This window comes from Desulfofundulus sp. TPOSR (genome assembly GCF_011393055.1).
GTDB lineage: Bacteria > Bacillota > Desulfotomaculia > Desulfotomaculales > Desulfovirgulaceae > Desulfofundulus > Desulfofundulus kuznetsovii.
The window spans coordinates 1,258,730-1,277,564 of the sequence record NZ_JAAOEF010000001.1; the positions used below are offsets into that span (position 1 = coordinate 1,258,730).

The 18,835-nt window shown below is 53.8% G+C and carries 18 protein-coding genes; all 18 read right to left on the reverse strand.

Annotated elements, in window-relative coordinates; genetic code table 11:
* Positions 1–65: 65 nt before the first annotated feature.
* The 18 genes from G7K71_RS06155 to G7K71_RS20020 all read right to left on the reverse strand — a co-directional run bounded on the left by G7K71_RS06155 (position 66) and on the right by G7K71_RS20020 (position 18,816).
* Complete coding sequence (locus G7K71_RS06155) at positions 66–524, reverse strand: ATP-binding cassette domain-containing protein (protein WP_395858253.1); 459 nt, start codon at positions 522–524, stop codon at positions 66–68.
* 11 nt (positions 525–535) lie between these two features.
* Positions 536–958 (reverse strand): zinc ribbon domain-containing protein, encoded by a 423-nt coding sequence (locus tag G7K71_RS20185; RefSeq protein ID WP_395858254.1) that lies wholly within the window; start codon positions 956–958, stop codon positions 536–538.
* Between the two features lie 120 nt (positions 959–1,078).
* Positions 1,079–2,062 carry a hypothetical protein gene (locus G7K71_RS19045; RefSeq protein WP_207712677.1) on the reverse strand — a complete coding sequence of 328 codons (984 nt, stop codon included), beginning with the start codon at positions 2,060–2,062 and terminating at the stop codon, positions 1,079–1,081.
* Entirely contained in the window at positions 2,028–2,681 is a 654-nt protein-coding gene (locus tag G7K71_RS06165; protein WP_166344277.1) for an IS607 family transposase, read from the reverse strand. Before G7K71_RS06165 ends, G7K71_RS19045 begins: the two co-directional genes overlap by 35 nt.
* A gap of 42 nt (positions 2,682–2,723) precedes the next feature.
* Positions 2,724–2,897, reverse strand: a complete 174-nt coding sequence (locus G7K71_RS06170; RefSeq protein ID WP_207712679.1) for a hypothetical protein — start codon at positions 2,895–2,897, stop codon at positions 2,724–2,726.
* Between the two features lie 40 nt (positions 2,898–2,937).
* Positions 2,938–3,822 carry a bifunctional 2-polyprenyl-6-hydroxyphenol methylase/3-demethylubiquinol 3-O-methyltransferase UbiG gene (locus G7K71_RS06175; RefSeq protein ID WP_166344279.1) on the reverse strand — a complete coding sequence of 295 codons (885 nt, stop codon included), beginning with the start codon at positions 3,820–3,822 and terminating at the stop codon, positions 2,938–2,940.
* Positions 3,823–3,883: 61 nt separating this feature from the next.
* Positions 3,884–4,636 (reverse strand): ABC transporter ATP-binding protein, encoded by a 753-nt coding sequence (locus G7K71_RS06180; protein ID WP_166344281.1) that lies wholly within the window; start codon positions 4,634–4,636, stop codon positions 3,884–3,886.
* A complete protein-coding gene (locus tag G7K71_RS06185; protein WP_166344283.1) occupies positions 4,633–5,706 on the reverse strand; it encodes an iron ABC transporter permease in 1,074 nt (357 codons plus the stop codon). Before G7K71_RS06185 ends, G7K71_RS06180 begins: the two co-directional genes overlap by 4 nt.
* A 93-nt stretch (positions 5,707–5,799) precedes the next feature.
* Positions 5,800–6,921, reverse strand: a complete 1,122-nt coding sequence (locus tag G7K71_RS06190; protein WP_166344285.1) for an iron ABC transporter substrate-binding protein — start codon at positions 6,919–6,921, stop codon at positions 5,800–5,802.
* Positions 6,922–7,012: 91 nt separating this feature from the next.
* Positions 7,013–7,786, reverse strand: a complete 774-nt coding sequence (locus tag G7K71_RS06195; RefSeq protein ID WP_166344287.1) for a zeta toxin family protein — start codon at positions 7,784–7,786, stop codon at positions 7,013–7,015.
* A 279-nt stretch (positions 7,787–8,065) separates the two neighbouring features.
* Positions 8,066–8,491 carry a tRNA (N6-threonylcarbamoyladenosine(37)-N6)-methyltransferase TrmO gene (tsaA, locus tag G7K71_RS06200; protein WP_166344289.1) on the reverse strand — a complete coding sequence of 142 codons (426 nt, stop codon included), beginning with the start codon at positions 8,489–8,491 and terminating at the stop codon, positions 8,066–8,068.
* A gap of 143 nt (positions 8,492–8,634) precedes the next feature.
* The gene (locus G7K71_RS19285; protein WP_166344291.1) at positions 8,635–11,814 is read right to left on the reverse strand and encodes a HEAT repeat domain-containing protein; all 3,180 of its coding nucleotides are present in this window, start codon (positions 11,812–11,814) and stop codon (positions 8,635–8,637) included.
* 127 nt (positions 11,815–11,941) lie between these two features.
* Positions 11,942–12,868, reverse strand: a complete 927-nt coding sequence (locus G7K71_RS06210) for an ABC transporter ATP-binding protein (RefSeq protein WP_166344293.1) — start codon at positions 12,866–12,868, stop codon at positions 11,942–11,944.
* Entirely contained in the window at positions 12,861–13,811 is a 951-nt protein-coding gene (locus tag G7K71_RS19290) for an ABC transporter ATP-binding protein (RefSeq protein ID WP_166344295.1), read from the reverse strand. The genes G7K71_RS06210 and G7K71_RS19290 overlap by 8 nt, the downstream gene beginning before the upstream one ends.
* The gene (gene nikC, locus G7K71_RS06220; RefSeq protein ID WP_166344297.1) at positions 13,808–14,650 is read right to left on the reverse strand and encodes a nickel transporter permease; all 843 of its coding nucleotides are present in this window, start codon (positions 14,648–14,650) and stop codon (positions 13,808–13,810) included. The genes G7K71_RS19290 and nikC overlap by 4 nt, the downstream gene beginning before the upstream one ends.
* Complete coding sequence (gene nikB / locus G7K71_RS06225; RefSeq protein ID WP_166344299.1) at positions 14,647–15,600, reverse strand: nickel ABC transporter permease; 954 nt, start codon at positions 15,598–15,600, stop codon at positions 14,647–14,649. Before nikB ends, nikC begins: the two co-directional genes overlap by 4 nt.
* Before the next feature lie 128 nt (positions 15,601–15,728).
* On the reverse strand, positions 15,729–17,441 hold the full coding sequence (locus tag G7K71_RS06230; RefSeq protein ID WP_166344301.1) for an ABC transporter substrate-binding protein: 1,713 nt from the start codon (positions 17,439–17,441) through the stop codon (positions 15,729–15,731).
* Positions 17,442–17,856: 415 nt separating this feature from the next.
* A complete protein-coding gene (locus G7K71_RS20020) occupies positions 17,857–18,816 on the reverse strand; it encodes a nucleoside recognition domain-containing protein (RefSeq protein WP_166344303.1) in 960 nt (319 codons plus the stop codon).
* Positions 18,817–18,835: the final 19 nt, after the last annotated feature.

The following is an 18,835-nucleotide window of genomic DNA, read 5'->3' on the forward strand; positions in this document are numbered from 1 at the left end:
CCTGGACAGCAGCGTAATTATTGCCGGCCTGGCGTCGAGAACCGGCGGTTCGCCCGGCATTCAGATCAAACCAAATCTCTGAAAGCCTCTCTCAATAGTCTTTTGGTGTAAACATGTTCCGGGTTTTCGAATATTTCGAAGGATACACCCCTCTCCACTATTTCACCTCGATACATAACATAAACTTTATCGGCAATTTTACGGGCCAGATGCAAATCGTGAGTAATATAAAGCATGGCAAATCCATGCCTGTTCTGGAGTCCCTTGAGCTCCCTTAAAAGATTGGCCTGGGTGGAAGGGTCCAGCATCGAGGTCACTTCGTCGGCAATCAACAACTTCGGTTTTGTTACCAGGGCGCGGGCGATGGCCAGACGCTGTCGCTGTCCTCCACTTAAGGCGTAACAGTAACGATTTAAAAATTCCGGGGAGACGGGCAGCTGTACCTTCTGTAAAGCCTTAATTGCTTCTTCTTCCCTTTCTTCTTTACTGCCCCACTTAATTATGTCCAGCGGTTCTCTAACCACTTCCAGAACCTTCATGCAGTTGTGGTAAAGGTCATCGCTCCCGAAGAAATTTCCGGAGAAGCTACCCGCGACGGGAACGGTCGCGCCGCGCCGCCGACCTTATAGGACAGCGGCCTCGTAAGTTTAAAACCGAGCCGTGCAATGTTCAAGCTTCCCGCATAGTCCCGGTCCGCCTGCCAGCTACACGAAGGGCAGACAAACCAGGAACCGGAATCCTCTTCGGTCTTATTCCCCGGAGAGATTACGTGCTTCCCAGCACTGAGACACCGCGGACAGACCCGGCTCGTGCCTCCCGGTGGCACCACGAACACCCGGATACCTGCCAGCTTTGCCTTGTATCTCAATAGCCGGAAGAGTAAACCCCGCACCACCGTGGACACCCACCAGTTGAGATCCCGACTGCGGCCCTTTTGCCGCGCAGAGTGACCAGCCATTCAATGAAAATGTGCCGGCACCCAAAAGCCCTGGCCAGCAGGACCAGCAGCGTGCTCACCGCGTGGGCAAGAGCGTGCTGTACCCGGTGGTACTTCTGCCAGGCCGCCACTATCTTCCGGTTACATTTCTTCCAAATCTGGAGTCCCTTTTTCGTACCGGTCACGTTTTCCCTGGAGTTTTTTGATGTCTTCCCGAATGCGGAACAGCCTGGCCTTGAGCCCGGACCAGAAAACAAAAAAAGGCGGCGTGAGCTGGCCCTTCCTCGAAACCACCGTGCAGGTCACCAGTTTCCGCAGTCCCCAGTCCACACTCAATGCCCGGCCAGGGTCACCAGAAGGTTCCTCCTCCGGCACCTCCACCTTTACGTCCAGCAAAGCTGCAAGTTCGCCGTCCGGCTTGACTTTGAGCCGCAGGTCGGGAGCGCATAAAGTCCCACCCGCTGCCAGCTTCTCCTGAAGTTCAGCAGGCAGCTCTACAGAAAAGGAGAACCACTGCCAGTCTTTTTTCGACTGCGGTTCCGGGACTACCGGAAGTTTTATTTCTCCAGCCAGCCGGTTGCTTTCCAAACGGTACTTTATCGCCTGCCCGTCCTCCGCCCCGTCATCCGGGGCCAGGGTGTACGTGAACCGCTTCGGCTCCGGCTTTCTCTGAAACTCGAAAAAGTCCTGCGGTAGCCTTTCGTACTCGGCATAGAATTCCGCTAACTGTTCGGCCACGTTGAGCAGGTAGCCGAACTTTTCCGGGTTACCTTCAGCCTTGAACTCTTCGTAGAGCTTTCTCGCCGCGTTCTTTGCTTCACCGCCAAAGAGCGGAAGCAGGTGCTCGAATATGCGCTTCCGCTCGACCTGGGAGCGCAGGATGCGGCCCGCCGACTCCAAAATGCACCGCCAGGGACGGCTGGGAATGTAAACATCCTCCGGACGAGACATCTCTGTGTCGAAAAGTTTCCAGATCTGTCCGGAGTGAGCCGCTACCTTCTCCAAACCTTCTAAAGACCAGTAATGCCCTAGGGCATGCTCCTGCAGCTTCAGGCCCAGTGCAGTTAGAGTTTTCACCGGCCCGACAAACTCATTCGGTAGCCTTACGCTCGTCGTCAGTATCAAGGCGTTCCAGCGCCTCCTTTACTTCCTCCTTTAGCTTTTTTACCTTGTGCGACCTGTGCCCGTAGAGTTTGCTTGCAAAAGAAGTGACTATGGTGAGCAAATCTTCTACCAGCTCCTGTTGCGGACTGCGGTCTTCTTCCCGGTTGAGTACGAGCACTTCGACGCCGAAGCTGTTGAAGTACTCCTCCAGGTACTCGAAACCGAACCGCGTCAGCCGGTCGGGATAGGTGACTGCAACGGCGCGTATTTTCCTCTCCCGGGCCATCTGCATGGCTTTCCGCAGGCTCCTGCGATTGGTGGAAAGACCAGAACCAACGTCAGTCAGTACCACCATTTCGGAAAACTTAGAACCATATGCCTCCGTAAGCGCCTCCACCTGCCGCCGGAGGTCCGCCTTTTGGTCGTAGCCGGACACGCGGGCATACAATACCGCAACGTCCGGGTTGGACTCACCCAAAAGGCGCCTTATTTCTTCCTCGGGGAATCGGCGTTCCCGCCCCATCCAAACAGCCCGGATCTTACCTTCCTTTTCCCACCGGCGCAAAGTGTCCTTGTGAATACCCAGCAGGACTGCGGCTTCGGCAGTCCGGTATAAGCGTTGCTTGTTGTACTTCGACATTTCTTATGATCACCAGGAATAATATAGCAAATCAGTTAACTGTTAGCAACCCCAATCTCCCCCGGCCAGCCTGATAATATCTACCTGCTGCTGTTCCCCACCCTTCGCTACGCCAGGTTTCTGGTCATCCCTGGCTTGATCTGTTCCACAGCCAAACAGAAGAAGGCTTAATGATATAGCCAGCAGTAATACAATTAAAAAGCACTTTCTGGGCATTGTGCCACCTCCAACTCTAAATAAATCCTAAAGTCTTAACTCATGTAAAAATTTCATCGACCCGCCACAGCATCATACCGGTGCAGAAGGTGGTTTCCTGGCGAAAAACGCCGTTTTCGGCATGCTCTTTTACATAATGTTCGATTGTCCGCCTGACATCGGGAGTGATATCCATATAACTCCAGAAAAATCTTGCCAAATTCTCCACTGCTTTTTCTACCGGTTCCTCATCTACCCGGTTAATGGTAAAAAAGTTGAGCTTAGGCCGGTAACCCATGGCATAGAGCAAACCAAAAGGATAAATAATATCTCCCGGATTATCGCCTATGTCTTCACCAAAGAACCGTCGCCAGAGATCGCGGTGCGCCTTTTCCCAACGTTGGCCGGAAAAAGCACTCAAGTAGCAAAACTTCCTTGACGCGGCAAGCATTTTTTGCAGTGTTTCCGGGTCCCGCACCCCGGGTGTCATCGAGGCAAACACCAGATCAAACCGGCCGGCCAGCCCGTCTTTTTCCACCTCCACTTCCTGCCAGGTTCGCTGAATAATGGTAATGTTTTCTACCTGCTCGGCCCTTGCCCTGTCTTCCAATATTTTTACCATCCCGGCGGCAGGTTCAAGGGCGGTTACCTGCTCGCACAACCGGGCCATAGGGATGGCATAGTTACCCGGCCCGGCTCCTATGTCGAGCACTTTGACCTCAGGACCAAGCGCTCCTTCCCGTTCCAGCATATCCAGCACCATTTTTCTCCTGTCTTGGCCCCTGCCATTGCTGGTACGCCGGGCAAACCAGCTGGCGCGCCGGCTCCAATTTTCTACCATCTCTTTCTCGCTACGGCAACGCCGCCGTGTTAACGGCGAGTTTTCCCGGGCATCCTGCCAGAGTTTCACCCAAAACTCGCGATCACCCACTGGAAATAACTGCAAAAAACCACCTACTTTCCTAATTCAGCTACCTCAAAAAAACCATGAAGACTACCCCGGGCTGTTACAACGGTACGACTACAGGTATGTTAGCCAGTCTTTCCACCGCTACCGGAACGCCGTAGACGCCAGCGATGTTTTCTGGAGTCATGATTTCCATCCCCCCGCAGGCAAAGACGGTCCTGTTCTTCAGAAGCAGGAATTTATCTGCAAACCGCAAAGCAAGGTTAAGGTCGTGCATTACCACCACCGCCGCAATGTTTTGTTCTCTGACCGCACTTTTCACCGTTTTCAAAACCTCGAATTGATTTTTCAAATCCAGGTTGCTGGTGGGTTCGTCCAGCAAAAGAACCCGGGGTTCCTGGGCCAGGGCCCTGGCAATGACCACCTTTTGCAGTTCTCCCCCGCTCAATTCATCCAGGTAGCGCAGGGAAAACTCCTCCAGGCCGAGGATGCCCAACACATTCCGGACGATTTCCAGGTCTCTTGCGGTTGTACCCCACTTGATGTGGGGTTTCCTGCCCAAAAGCACGGCGTCGAAGACCGTAAACCGGGTGCTTTCGTATCTTTGCGCCACGTACCCAAGGCGGCGGGCAACCTCCCGGCGGCTGAGAGCAAACAGGTCTTCTTTTTCAATGAGAATTGTCCCCGTTTGCGGCTTTAAAATTCTGTTCAGGCACTTGAGCAGGGTGGACTTCCCGGCGCCGTTGTTGCCCAGGATAGAAAAAAATTCCCCCCTGTTGACTTCAAATTTGATATCCTTCAACACGGGCCGGCTGCTGTAACTGAATTCCACTCCATCTACCGACAGGATCATCTTTTGCCGTACCCCCTGGAGAGAAGGTATAGGAACAGGGGGGCACCCATAAAGGAGGTAATCGCCCCCACCGGCAAAACAACCGGGGAAATAATGGTCCTGGCCAGGGTATCGGAAGCAAGCAGCAAAAGCCCTCCCATTACGCTGGAAGCCGGGATTAAAAAACGGTGGTCGCCCCCCAGCACCCTTCTCATCATGTGCGGGCCGACCAGGCCGATGAAGCCGATGATGCCCAGAAACGATACAGTTACCGCCGTGACCAGGGAGGCCACGAACATCCCGGTCAACCTGATTCTCTCCACATCAACACCCAGCCCTTTGGCCGTCTCCTCCCCGCCGTCCAGAGCGTTGTAATTCCACCGGTTGGCCATAAAGTAGAGCAGCGCGACACCGGTTACCGCGGCCATGATTTCCAGATCCCGCCAGGAAGCCCGGCCGATGTCGCCGAAGGTCCAGAAAACAATCGAAGCCACCTGCACGTCGCTGGCAAAAAACTGCAGGATAATGGTGGCGGCTGAAAAAAGGGAGCCCAGGGCCACCCCCGCCAGGACCATCGCTTCGGGAGTGACCCCCCTGACCTGGGCCAGAAAGAGGACCACCAGGGTCGTCGCCATCGCCCCCACAAAGGCGGAAATGGTGACCAGGTAGGGGTTGTTGATGATGACCGCATCAGCGCTGGTGCTGTGGGTGCTCCCCGCCCCCAGGGCAATGATGGCCACGGCGGCGCCAAAGGCCGCGCCCTGCGAAATGCCCAGGGTGAAAGGGGACGCCAGGGGGTTTCGCAGGAGGTTTTGCATCACGCAACCCGCCACGGAAAGGCCGACCCCGGCAGTGACTGCCGCCAGCACCCGGGGCAACCGGATATTCCAGATAATGATATTTAAACGTCCCTCCGCTTTGCCCAGCAGCGTCAGCAGCACCTGGGCCGGCGAAAGCTCCGCCGACCCGGCGTTGATGGCGTAGACACCCAGCAGGGCGGTTGCAAGGACAAGCAGGCAAATGATGAAAACTTTTCTCTGGGTATACTTGAGGTAACTTTCCGGGATATTTTCCATCGCTACCTGCCGCATATTTTTTATCACCCACGAAAACAGGGATTTACCATCCTTTACCATCGGGCTGGAATTGTCCGGCTCGCTCCGAACATAGGAACTCCCCGGGTATTACGGACCGGCAAGATCCAGCTTTTTAAATCCACCGTAATCTTTCGCCATTTGTTCATATACAGGTTTGCCCAAAAGGAACTGGTAAATCTCATCGGCCTTTTGGGCCGGGTCGATATCTTTAAATTGTTCGGGGTAAATCACTTTTCCGGCGTAGTAGGCGTCGGCAATGGCGGTGCCGATGTTCGTGGTGTAGTAATTATAAGGAATCTGGCCGTAAACCCGGCCTGTTTTGACCGCCTTCAGGGACTGGTAAAACTGCGGGTTTTTCTTGTAGTCTTCCCGCACCAGGGAAAGACCACCTTCATCGATGAAAATTATATCGGGGTCCCAGCTCAGGAGCTTTTCCTTGTCGATCATGACACTTCCCGTTTTACCCGTTTCGTCAACCACATTCCGGGCATTAACAGCTACAAAGGGCGGATATTTGGCCTGGGTGCTTTCGATGCCGTGCACTCCCTTCATGCCCAGGGCGCCCACGTAGACTCTGGGCTTTTTGTCTTCAGGGATATCCTTCGTCCTCTCATGCAAATCCTGCTGGCATTTTTTCAGGTAATCAACTACTTCCCGGGCCCTTTCCTCACTGCCGGTAATTTTGCCAATCAGCTCAAGGGACTTATAAACGTCCTCGTCAAAGGTGGCCAGCCTGCCGTAGCTCAGCACCACCACCGGAATGTTCGTTTTGGCCTGCAGTTCATCTGCCCGAGACCTGTCTACCAGGTAGGCGACAAAAATTACGTCCGGCTTGACGCTGACCAGCTTTTCCGCGTCCGGGGTGGAATCGGGCCCTCCCTGGCCAATGGTGGGCAAGTCCTTTAATTCGGGATGGGCCAGAATATAAGGCCTGCCGGTGGGCTGTTGTTTTTCCAGGTTTTCCACACCCACCACCTTATCCGCACCGTTGACATAGCAAACCAACCGCAGGGCACCGGGGCCGATGGCCACCACCTTATTTGCCGGAACGGGAACTTCCACCTGCCGGCCGGCCAGGTCGGTGACAACGGCTTTCTGCGGCGCAGCCGTATCCTGCCCGGCCGTTTTGGCGCCGCACCCACCCAGGACAACCAGGGTAACCAGCAGGGCAATGAGCAGGAACCCCGCCTTCAATGCTTTCGTGCGCATCCTTTCTCCTCCCTTGTTTCAGCCAAGTTAAATAATTTCTAGGGACGACAATCACCACTTGTTAATCAGGCCGGAGTAATGTTTTAAAATCTTAAATTGCGAGGGAAGCCAGCAACTCATTTACCTGTTCCTGGCAGTTTCCTGCCGGCAGCGGATTGCCTGTCAGGTTGGCTTTCATAATTTCCGGCAAAAAACCAAACGCGCCCCGCACCGGAATACCTTTCTCAGACAGTTCACGGCGGAGAAAAGGTTCTGTTGCGGCATCGATCTTATTTAAAACGACCACAAAATCCTTTCCTGCCTCCGCCGCCAGTGCTCTGGCCCGCTCGGCCAGCAGGACCGCCTCGTGCGAGGGATCAACCACCATCACCACCAGGTCGACTCCCTCTACAACTCCCCGGCCGAAGTGCTCCACCCCGGCTTCGGTATCCACAAGCACCCACTCGTCTTGATCAACCCGCAACTGCTTTAAAAACGAGCGGGCCACCGCCCCCATGGGACATGCGCAACCTTCCAGGCTGCGCTCAATTTTACCAATACGTAGGAAGCACAACGGCCACTCCCCACCAGTACATTCCGGGGGCAAACTGGCCAGGTTTAAACCATCCGCGAAGAAACCCGTGTTTTCGTCACCCTTTTTCTGAAGGGAGGCCAACAACTTCTCGCGCACCGCCGGTTTACCGCCCAGGCAACCCATTAAAGTCATCGCCGGGGTGGAAAGGCCCAGCATTTTATGCAGGCCCAGGTTTGATTCGTCAGTATCCACCACCAGCACATTCCCCCGTTCAGCAAGCGCTCTTGCCAGCAAGGTAACCAGTGTGCTCTTGCCGCTGCCGCCCCGGCCGCAGATCATGACTTTGGGCATCGAAAAACCCTCCCATCCTGTATTTTCTGGAAAATGCAAAAAGACCCTCTGCCCAGCCTTCAGGCCGGCAAAGGGTCTTCCTGACCCAAATTTTATCGCCCTATTTCTTGTTTCATGTCAATAATATTTTACATACAAAAAGAAAATCCTGCAACAAAAAAATTTTTTACAGCTTAATTTTTCGCATACGTACTTTTGTCCGATAAAAGCATCTCTTCCTCTAATCATTGATGACCCGCAGCTCGGCCAGGTTAAACTGGCACAGGAAACCACCTGGATTTACTTTTTAAACCAGCCGATGCGTGCCCCGGGAACACTGTCCACATCAGAAGAATACGGTTTTATATCTATAAGCGGGCTCCCGTCCAGCGCGTCGACCCCACGCACCAGCAGGCGGTTTTCCTTAACCTCCAGCAGTTCCGCCACACAGAAGGCAATGGGGTTGGGCCGGGAAGGTGAGCGGCAGGCAAAAACGCCGCGTATTTCCGGGCCAAAGGGCGTTCTTGTCTGCAGCGTGTCCCTGCGCGCCAGGTGGCACCAGTAAAGCACAATCAGGTGGGTTGCATGTTCCACATCTTTTAAACCTTCCATAAACTGGGGGTAAATCTCCAGCTCCGCCGTCTGGTCGGAAAAACGCCCCTGGTGCGGCGCCTCGCCGGGCACCCGGTAAGGGCTGTGGATTACCCCAATGGGAACTAGCTCCAAAAGAGATCACCTTCTTTAAATTAGCTTGTTACGGCCAGGTCGGTTATTTTCCCCCCGCGGGCCATCTGCATAAGTTTCAGTAATTGTTCAACTGCTGAAACCCTCATCTTTCCCCGATTAACCGTTCATTAAACGCCGGAGCCTTACCTCCGCCCACAACAGTGCTTGTACTTTTTACCGCTCCCGCAGGGGCAGGGCTGGTTGCGCCCGATCCTGGCCACCCTGACCGGAACTGCAGTTACTTTTTCCGGGGGATCGTCCCGGAGGTTTTGCCCGGCCGTTTCCACCACGGCAAGCTGCCCGGCCAGAAAAACTTCCCCCCTGGCCAGCAGAGGAGCCGCCTTATCACCCTGGCCCAGGCTTTGGTAGAGTGTGCCCAGGACGTACGCTGCCTCCGCGTTGTCCGGTTCGAGCTGAAGGGCGGTCTGGTACTGGGCCAGGGCTTCTTCAACCCGGCCCAGCCGGCGCAGCACATTTCCGTACCGGATCCGCAGCGCGGCGTTGGCGGGAGAGCGCTGAACCAGTCGCTCGAAATAGGCGGGCATTTTCGAAAGCGGGATTTCCTTCCCGTCGAAGGTGGTGCTCCTGCCAAACGTAAGCCAGGAACTTTCCTTTTGCCCCCGGGCGGCCAGAAGCATTATCTCCGCCGTCAACGCCAGCATGGCTGCGTTTGTATACTCATAATCGTTGACGGCGCCGCATCCCTTGCAAACAATGTCTTCCTGGATCAGCAGGGCATCGCGCAGGTTTGCAGATTTCTTCCTGTACTGGTTTATGTCAACAAAGAGCTCGTCTACCTCATAATGGTAAACCCGGCCGCAGCGGCGGCACTTGAGCTCAAGGGAGCGGCTTTCGTCATCCCTTTCGGGAAGAATTCCCCTCTCGAGGGCCGATTCCAAAGCGGCCAGGCTTTTTCTCTGCCTTTGCCGGTATTCGCGGTACTCCCGGCGCAGCCGGGGCAGTTCCGGAATGGGCTGCCCGTGCAACTCGGCCAAAAAAAGGAGGGTTTCGGTGAGCAAAAACTCCCCCGGGCGCCACTCCCGCCGGTAAAGCTCGAGAAAGGAAGCGCTGGCCAGGCTTTTTACAGCCAGACAGTAGGATTCCGTGGCCGCAAACAAAAGCTGCTCCTGCCTGGCCAGGATTGCCACTGCTTCCGGGTAGGGAAGCCGGCCGAGAATGCTCAGAAGGTGAAACTCGGCACCCGAGCGGGAGCTGTTCCGAAAAGCTCGATCAATCAGGGGAAGCACGGCCGGCCCCAGGGTAGCGAGGGCGTCCACGCAATCCTCCATTAAATCAAGGGCGGCATCGTTCTCCAGCACGGCAAGCAAAGCCGGGGCCGCAGGCAGGCAGGCTTCCGGCTGCCTGCGGGCCAGCTGGCGGAGCACCCGGACGGCCCGTAACGCCCCCCAACCGGCCGGATGTTTGACCAGCACGTCGGTAAGTTCTTTTACCACCCGGCCACCCAGCCCAGCAACCTCTTCTATCACCGCCGGGCTAACTTCCGGCCGCGGGCCGGTCAATAATTCCATCAGCCGCCGTTCCCGTTCCGCTGGTGGGGTGTCCGCGGGAACTTCCCCGTAACCTGGATCCGCCGCCAGGGCAAAAAGGCACGCCAGTAAAATGCCGGCAGTTTCTTCCGGTACCAGGCGCAAATTATTTTCCCGCGCCTCCTGATGCAGGCTTGCCAGCAGCAGCCAGCGTAAGCCGGCCAGCCGCCGGTACGGGTTTTCCTCCCCGGTGAGCGCTGCGGCTGCCGTGAGCATATTTTCGTCCCGCCGCTGGCTTTTGATGATTTGCCGGGCCATTTCCAGCACCGCCCCGGAAAGATCGTCCAGCCGGGACGCCCTGGTAATCCGGCGCCAGAGCGGAGCCAGATCGGCGGAGCAAAACCAGCCCACCGGAAAGTCGGGACCAAAGTATTCCACCGCACAGTCGAGCAGTTCCTGCCGCCCTTTACCCCGACCCGTCCAGATCCGGGCCAGGGCCTCCACCAGTTCCCTCACGCCGGCAATGTCGGCCAGCCCCCGGTGATCATAGGGGTAAGCTGTCTTCAAGCGGTCGAAATAATCGGCCGCTATTTGCCGGAGATCCGCCGGTTGGCCCAGCCTGGCCAGGGAAGCAGCCACGCCAGGCCAGAGAAGGGGGTCCGTCTTGACTTGAGCCAGCAGCCGTAAGAGGGCTTCCCTGGCTAAAGGGCCGCCCAGGGAGGCCAAAATTTCAGCAAGCATAAGCATTTCATTTTTATCTCGGGTGACCGCCAGCCGTTCGGCCAGCAGGGGAACAGCCTGGACATAACCGGCCCGGCCCAAAGCTTTTAAGTATACCGGACTGGCCTTGGTTTTCCGGGTGAAGAAAGCATCTAAAAGAGAGGGGCACTCCCGGGCGGTGGCGTGCTCCGTCAGGTAGAGGGCCGCTTCTCGAGAAACCTCCTCCTCCGGGTCGTCAAGGAGTTTTAGCGCTACCGGTAAACCCTGTTCAGGATAGTGGTATTCCAGTCCCTTAAGGGCCCATTCGCGCACCAGGGGGCTGGGATGACCGGCGTATTGCAGATAATCAGTGTGCTGCCAGAGCGGGGCAGACATCTTAAAAACTCCTTCCCTGTTATCAGTGTGTACCCCATCGCGATTTTTCATTTCTTCCGACCGATCCAGGGGTTGCCATCCATTTTCGCTTTTTACACCCAAAATTCCTCCAAAAAAACAATTTTCATCACCTGTTTCTAATTCCCATTTTTCACCCCCCGTCCAGAGGATCATGCCCAGGCGCACCCGGTATTCCTCGCTGTAAACCCCATTGACTTCGCGCTGCTCCACGTAACCGGCAATTGCCTTTTTGATCTCCGGGGTAACCTCCGTGTAGAGCCGGAAGAAGTCCTCCAGCCCGGCCGCCGCCTCCGCCACCGGCAACTCCTCGTCCCACTCGTCCACCCACACCTGAAAAGAAGGGCAATAACCTAGCACTTCCATCCCCGGCTGCAGGACCCCCTGCCCCTCCAACCAGGACAGCACCCGGTCTACGCGTCTTCTGGTGCGCTCCTGGCCGGCCCAGCGTTCAAACCGCCCGGCCAGCCGGTTCCAGTAGTCCAGGGAGCCCTGGTCGCGGCGGCGCCGGGCCTGCAGGGAATTTTTGTGCGCCCCGCTCCAGGCCTCCGCCCAGAAACGGGGTTCCCTGAGTGCACCTGCCGTAAAATCAGCAATGCTCCCTTCCCGAGCCAGTTTTTTCACTTGAAACAGATTGCCGAGAAAACAACCCAGCAGCATGGAAGGCAATACGTTTTTCCACAGATTCAGCACATCGGGCAGGACATCTGAAATGGGCTGCACTGATCATCCTCACCTTTCTACAGGACCGGCAGGAGTTCAAACTACTCCGGCTTCCGCAGCCCTTTCATCCCAGCACCTGCTGATCTTTTCTTTCAAAGCCATACTCATGGGGAAACCCCTCCTGTCTTTAAATACACAGGCATCTCACCCGGTGCTTCCGGTTGACTTCAAGGAAGCCGGGTGCTTGTTCTTTGCAATGATCCTTTCTCTGCCGGCAGCGGGTGTAATACTTGCAGCCTTCCGCGGTAGAATTGTCACAATCATCCATACTGAAAACCGCTGGACTGCCTGACAGGTCAGTTGATTCAAGGAGAGATTGCGTATACGGGTGCACGGGGCTGCGGAACAGTTCACCGGCTTCAGCCATTTCTATTATTTGCCCGGCATATATGATGGCAATGTAATCGCTCACCCGCCGGGCAACTTCCAGGTCATGGGTAATAAAGAGATAGGAAACACCAAATCTTTTCTGCAGGTCCATCAGCAGGTTCAGTATTTGGGCCTGGACGGAAACGTCCAGCATGGATGTGGGTTCATCAGCAACGATGAATTTTGGGTTCAAAGACAAGGCCCTGGCAATCACCACCCTTTGCAGCTCCCCCCCGCTCAGCTCATGGGGATACCTGTCAAGATGCTCCTCTTTCAGGCCAACCATCTCCAATAGTTCAAAAACTTTTTCTCTTTCCTCCTCCCTGTTTTTCACCACGTGGTGAATCCTCATCAGTTCCGCTATACTGTCATAAATCTTCCATCTCGGGTCCAGTGATACTTCAGGGTGCTGGGGTATCAATTGCAGGTTTTTTCTAATCCTGCGGAGTTCTTTTTTGCCAAGCTTTGTGAGCTCAACCCCATCAAGAAATATCTGTCCCCGGGTGGGCGCAAGTAATAAGAGCAACATTCTACCGAGAGTTGTTTTACCTGAGCCCGATTCACCCACCAGCCCTATTGTCTCTCCCCTGCCGATTTCCAGATCTACCCCATCAACAGCAACCACCCTCTTCTTTTGCCAAAAACCGCTTTCAAATACCTTTCTTAACTGTAAAGCTTTAAGCACACTGCCAGCACCTCACCATTGACCCATTTATTTTTGATAGCGGCGGTTCGGCATCCCGGCACCAGGCCCGGGCATACCTGCACCGGGGGTGAAAACGACATCCACCGGGAGGGTTGATCATGCTGGGAATATCCCCGGGAATATTTTTCATTCCCCTCGCCGGGAGAGATTCAAGCAGCGCCTTTCCATAGGGGTGCAGAGGAGCTTTAAAAAACACCTCTGCGGAACTTATTTCCACAATCTGCCCGCAGTACATGACGGCAATGCGATCACATAAGGCCTGGGCAAAGGGTAAATCGTGAGTGATCAAAAGGATGGAAAGTTCTTTGTTTTCGTTCTTTACCTTCCTGAACATAAAGGCAACCTGGTTTTTTCGGAAGTTGTCCACACCTTTTGTCGGCTCGTCAGCGATCAACAGTTTCGGCCTGGTGGAAGTACCCATGGCCACCAGAGCCCGTTGCCTCATCCCGCCGCTATACTGGTGCGGATACTGATCTGCGCGCTCCCCAGCAGGTTGGATATCAAAGAACTGCAGTAATTCCATGGCTTTTTGCCGGGCCTGGATTTTATCAAGGGACATATGTAGAACCATCGGTTCTGCTATCTGGAAACCTATTTTAAGCACCGGGTTGAAAGACGTTGCGGGATCCTGGGGGATCCATGCTATCTCTCTACCCCGAATCTTTCTAATGTCTTCCTCTGAAGAACCGGCCAGATTCGTACCGCCAAACCATACCTCACCATTAACTTCTGCATTTGGTGGGAGCAATTTTAAGATTGACAGCCCGAGTATGGATTTGCCCGAACCGCTCTCTCCAATTAACCCCAGAGTTTCACTTTGGCGAATTTCGAGATCCACCCCATCAACTGCTTTGACCGACGAATTACCCAGGTCGAATGTGACGTGCAGACCGCTTACTCTTAGAAGTGGTTGATAACTCATAGCGCAACAACCCTCCTCCTTAAACGGGGGTCCAGAAAGTCGCGCAGCCCATCACTGAGCAAATTACATGACAGCACGGTGACCATTATGGCCAGCCCGGGGAATATGGACAGCCACCAGGCCTCTCTTAAGAAAACACGTCCTTCATTGAGCATGGCACCCCACTCCGGCACCGGAGGCTGAGCTCCCAACCCCAGGAAACCCAGGCCGGCAAGCGAAAGGATGGCATGTCCAAAATGCAGTGTGGCCAGCGTTGAGATAGGAGCTATCACATTGGGCAGGACATGGCGCATAATAACGTATAAATCACCGGCACCAGATGCCTTCGTGGTTTCGATGAATTCCTTTTCTTTAAGGGAAAGGGTGGAGCTCCTGGCAATCCTTGCGTATCTAACCCATCCCAGAAGAGATAAGGCCAGGACTGTGTTAAATATCCCGGGTCCCATGGCACCAACGATTACCAGCGCCAGTATTATATCAGGAAGCGCCAGGAAGGTATCCATTGCCCCAACCAGGATTTTGTCGAGAATGCCGCCCCGGTAGCCCGCCACTATTCCAACCAGTAAACCAGTAACCACGGAAACCCCCACAATGAACAGGCCCGCCAGGATGTCCATCCTCGTTCCATACATTACCCTGCTGAAGACATCCCTTCCCAAATTGTCTGTTCCAAAGGGATGCTCCCGGGAGGGGGGAAGGATGTTATTATGCAAATCCACCTTAACCGGGTCATACGGGCTCAACAGGGGAGAGAAAATGGCCATAAACACCAGTATCAAAAGCAGGAGCAAACCCGCTGCCATTGACTTTTGTTTCCGGAAAGGTAAATACAAAATCATTCACTCCCCTCATATCTTATCCTGGGATCGAGAAAGCGGTAGGAGAGATCCACCAGCAAGTTGACCAGGGAAAACACAACGGCCATAAAAACGGCGCCACCCTGAATCATGGGGATATCCCGCGCATCTATTGAATCAACCAGCAGTTTTCCTATACCCGGCCAGGCAAAGATGGTTTCCACGATTACCGCCCCGCCCAACAGGTGGCCCAACTGCAGACCGACCAGCGTGACCACAGGGATCAGCGCATTCTTCAGCACATGCCGGTATAAAATCGTTTTTTCATCTAAACCTTTGGCTCTGGCCGTCCTGACGTAGTCCAAGCGCAATACTTCCAGCACGCTCGTCCTTGTCAGGCGCATGGTCACAGCCGCCATCCCTGCGCCCAGCGTAACCGCCGGCAGGATCAGGTGCTTCCACCCTCCATAGCCGGCCACCGGCAGTAAATTGAGCTTCAGGGAAAATACCAGGATCAGGATCAACCCCAGCCAGAATCCCGGCATGGCAATGAAGAAGGTTGAGAAAGCCATACAGGCATAGTCAATTGGAGAGTTTTGCCTGACCGCGGAAAGCACGCCAAGGGGTATGCTTATCAGCAGCGATATTACCGTGGCGACGATAGCCAGCGTGGCGGTAGCCGGTAACCGCACCAATATCTCACTTAACACCGGTCTCCCGGATATGTAAGATACGCCAAAATCACCATGTAATGCCTTATTAAGCCAGCGCAGATACTGCACCCACAGCGGCTGGCCAAGATCAAGCATCTTTTTCGTTGCTTCAATTTCCTGCTGCGATGGGTTATACTCAGGATCACCGATAAATATTTTCTGGATGATGGTTACTGTGGTATCACCGGGCATGATGGAGAGCAGAAAAAATGTTAATGAGGATACTACCAGTACCACCACTATTGCTATTGCAATGCGCTTTGCCACGTACCCGAACATATCCGGCCTCCTGAAAATAGCTAAAAAACGAAAGAAAGGCAGCCACCCGTTCCCGCAACGCATGGTTGGGTATCCACAGCACTCCCCGGGAGGAACGACTGTGGATACCCATTCCCACCCGCATTGCGTTATTTCACTACATCCATTTCCGGGTTGAGCATGTAATCATGGGCCACCGGATTAAAGACGAAGTTTTGCACATAGTCACGCATTACTATGGCAGCCTTATAGTAGGCCACGTGAATCAAGGGAACTTCGTCCACAGCTATCTCCTGGACCCGGTTATAAATTTCCTGCCTCTCGCCGGCATCGAAAGTCTTCAAGCCCTGTTCCAGCAGGGAATCCATCTCCGGATTGCTGTATCCCCATTTGTTGTTGCTGCCTTTAGAGTGATATGTGTTCCGGAGATAAAAGTCCGGATCGGGCATCATCATCACTGCATTTGCTGAAAGCCGCATGTCTTTATCTCTCATCTGCTCATTTATAGCGCTCGAATCCATTACTCTGACTTCTACTTTTATACCTACCTCTTTCAGCATGGACTGGATTGCTTCTGCCATAGGCTGAAGGCCGGGGCGCTGGGGGTAAGTATATAAAGTGATGCTGAACTTTTCACCATTTTTCTCCAGGATTCCATCCCCGTCAACATCCTTCCAGCCTGCTTCTGCTAATAAGGTCTTTGCCCTTTCCGGTTCATAGGGGTAGCCTTTGAGATTCTTATTCGCCCATTTAATAGACGGCATTAACGGTCCGACTGCCGGAGCGGCACTTCCGTGCAGTGTCTTCTCAGCAATAACATTCCTGTCAATGGCATAACTGATCGCCTTTCTCACCCTGACGTCAGAGTACGGGGTTCCGCTGAGTTTGCCAAAGGTAAGCTGATATACCCGGGCAGTGGGACATACGTCAAGTTTTATCCCTGACGTATTCTGGAGCCTCTTCAGGTCTGCATAGGGAACGTCACAGGTAAAGTCTATTTCGCCCTTTTCCAGGGCCATCGACCGAGAGGCAGGATCGGGAATTCCCTTCATTATAATCTTTTCAAGCTTAGGTTTGGCACCCCAGTAAGAATCGTTTCTAACCAGATATACTGTTCCTGTAGCAGTATCCCATTTTTCAACTTTGAAAGGCCCTGTCCCAACCGGCCTGGAGATGACTCCTTTCTCATCCATCTCTGAACTCGGACTGACTATTCCCATGCCGGCATATGCTAATGAGGCAGGAAAGGCAGCATAGGGCTCTTCAATGGTAAACAGCAAAGTATTTTTGTCGATAGCCTCAACAGACTTAATCCTGGTCAGCTCTTTTAAAGTGGGATCAACCTTCAACGCCCTTTCAATGGACCACTTAACGGCATCAGCAGTAAGCTCTTTACCATCGTGGAACTTGACCCCTTCTCTGAGATGGAATTTCCACTGCGTATCGCCAACCTGTTCCCATGATTTGGCCAGGCCGGGCTTGAGCGTAAAGTCAGGGTTGGCCTCGACCAGAGTCTCCGCAATCATCGCTTTCTCCTTGACCAGAGTTCCGTCGTGTCCGGCCACATCGAGACCGCGAATATCCCACATCTCACCGACAACGAGAATTTTTTTAGTTTCTTCTTTTGCCTGTTGGGCACAACCGGCCAGAAGACCGGCCCCCAGGAAAATGGCAAAAAGCAAGGTCAGAATTTTCTTTGCTCCCAACACATTATCTACCTCCTCGTTTAGTTCCCCGCCGAATCCACTTACGGCAGGCTCGTTTTTTGAACTGCTCCATGCCTCAAGCATAGAATAAATTGCGTAAGGTCCACCTTGATCTTTTCCTGCTATCCCCCCCTGTCTAACAAAATAAAAAGCCACGAAGACGGCTCCTCTTAAGGGAGCAAGGTAACAGCCTTCGTGGCTTTATTGCTAATGATTTCTATTCGAAAACTATTTACTGCAAGGTGACTCCGGTCACCTTAAATTTACTTTTTTATTCTACCTCAAGCGTAAAAATCCTGCCAGGAGCCCGTTGAAAAACTTCATATCATGTCAAAAACCATGAAAATCTAAATATTTTGTAAGAAATGGCAAATACAAAGGGCTAAAATTATTTTTTTATCAGCAAGATCCCATTTTGGCCAAAACCGGTGCGAGACCCCAAAATACCATTGTTAACAGGGCAAAAGTAAATGACTTCAAGATTAAGAAGCCTCCTGGTAAAAATTGGCAGTGCGAATATCCCCTGCCCCAAACCTCATTCCCCAACTTTTCATTTGCGGGCTTTAAACAACTAGACCAGCAGAACCACTGTTCCCACAGCCAGGAACGTTGCCAATTCCCGCACCAGCAACGCTGCCAGACTCACCTCCATTCCCAGTTTAGGTCCGAAAATAGAGACATTGGTGGGCAAACCATGGCTCCAGAATTCATACAGATAATGCAACACCGAAGTCACCAGCAAAGTGGTAACCGCCTCTGCCGGGGTGACCAAACCGGCCTGCAGGATGGGGCCGAGGGTACCCACGGCAGCGATCATGCTCAGCACACCGGTAGTAATGACAAAGAGCATGGGGCCCGGCAGGCCCATGTAACTCAATATGGGTTCCACCTGCCGTAGCACCTGCTTGACCAGCTCCGTGTGCAGCAGGATCGATGCCAGGAAGGTAACCGGCATGAAAACCGCAGCGAGGCGGCAAAAAGCGGGAATGGTCCGCCGCACCGCGGTAACCAATTTATCCCGCCAGGACGTATGAACTGCTTCCTGGATTTGCGTACTTCCTTCCCGGACCTGCCCAGGCCGCAGCAAAATTAACCTGCCGAGCAACAACCCGGCAGTGCCGACCATCAAGTTCGTACTGAGGTAAATGGCCAGGTACATGCCTCCGGTATGGTACCCCAGAGAAGCAACAACCGCCGGGCCGAAGAAAAAAATCGTGAAATATAGTCCGGTGGGAATGGCAGAAACAAGGAAAGTAATTACAACTTCCCGGGTCTTAACTACCCCGTTATTTTTCAACTCTGCCAGCATGGCATAGCCTGCAATCCGGTCGGCCAGACATAAGGTGAGGGAGGTGGCACAGCCCGCAGGCAAACGGCCCAAACGGGCCAGGGGGTGCATTACCCGGCCCAGGCGCTGCAGAAGAACAGTATTTTGAAACAGATTGCCGAGAAAACAACCCAGCAGCATGGAAGGCAGTACGTTTTTCCACAGATTCAGCACATCGGGCAGGACATCTGAAATGGGCTGCACTGATCATCCTCACCTTTCC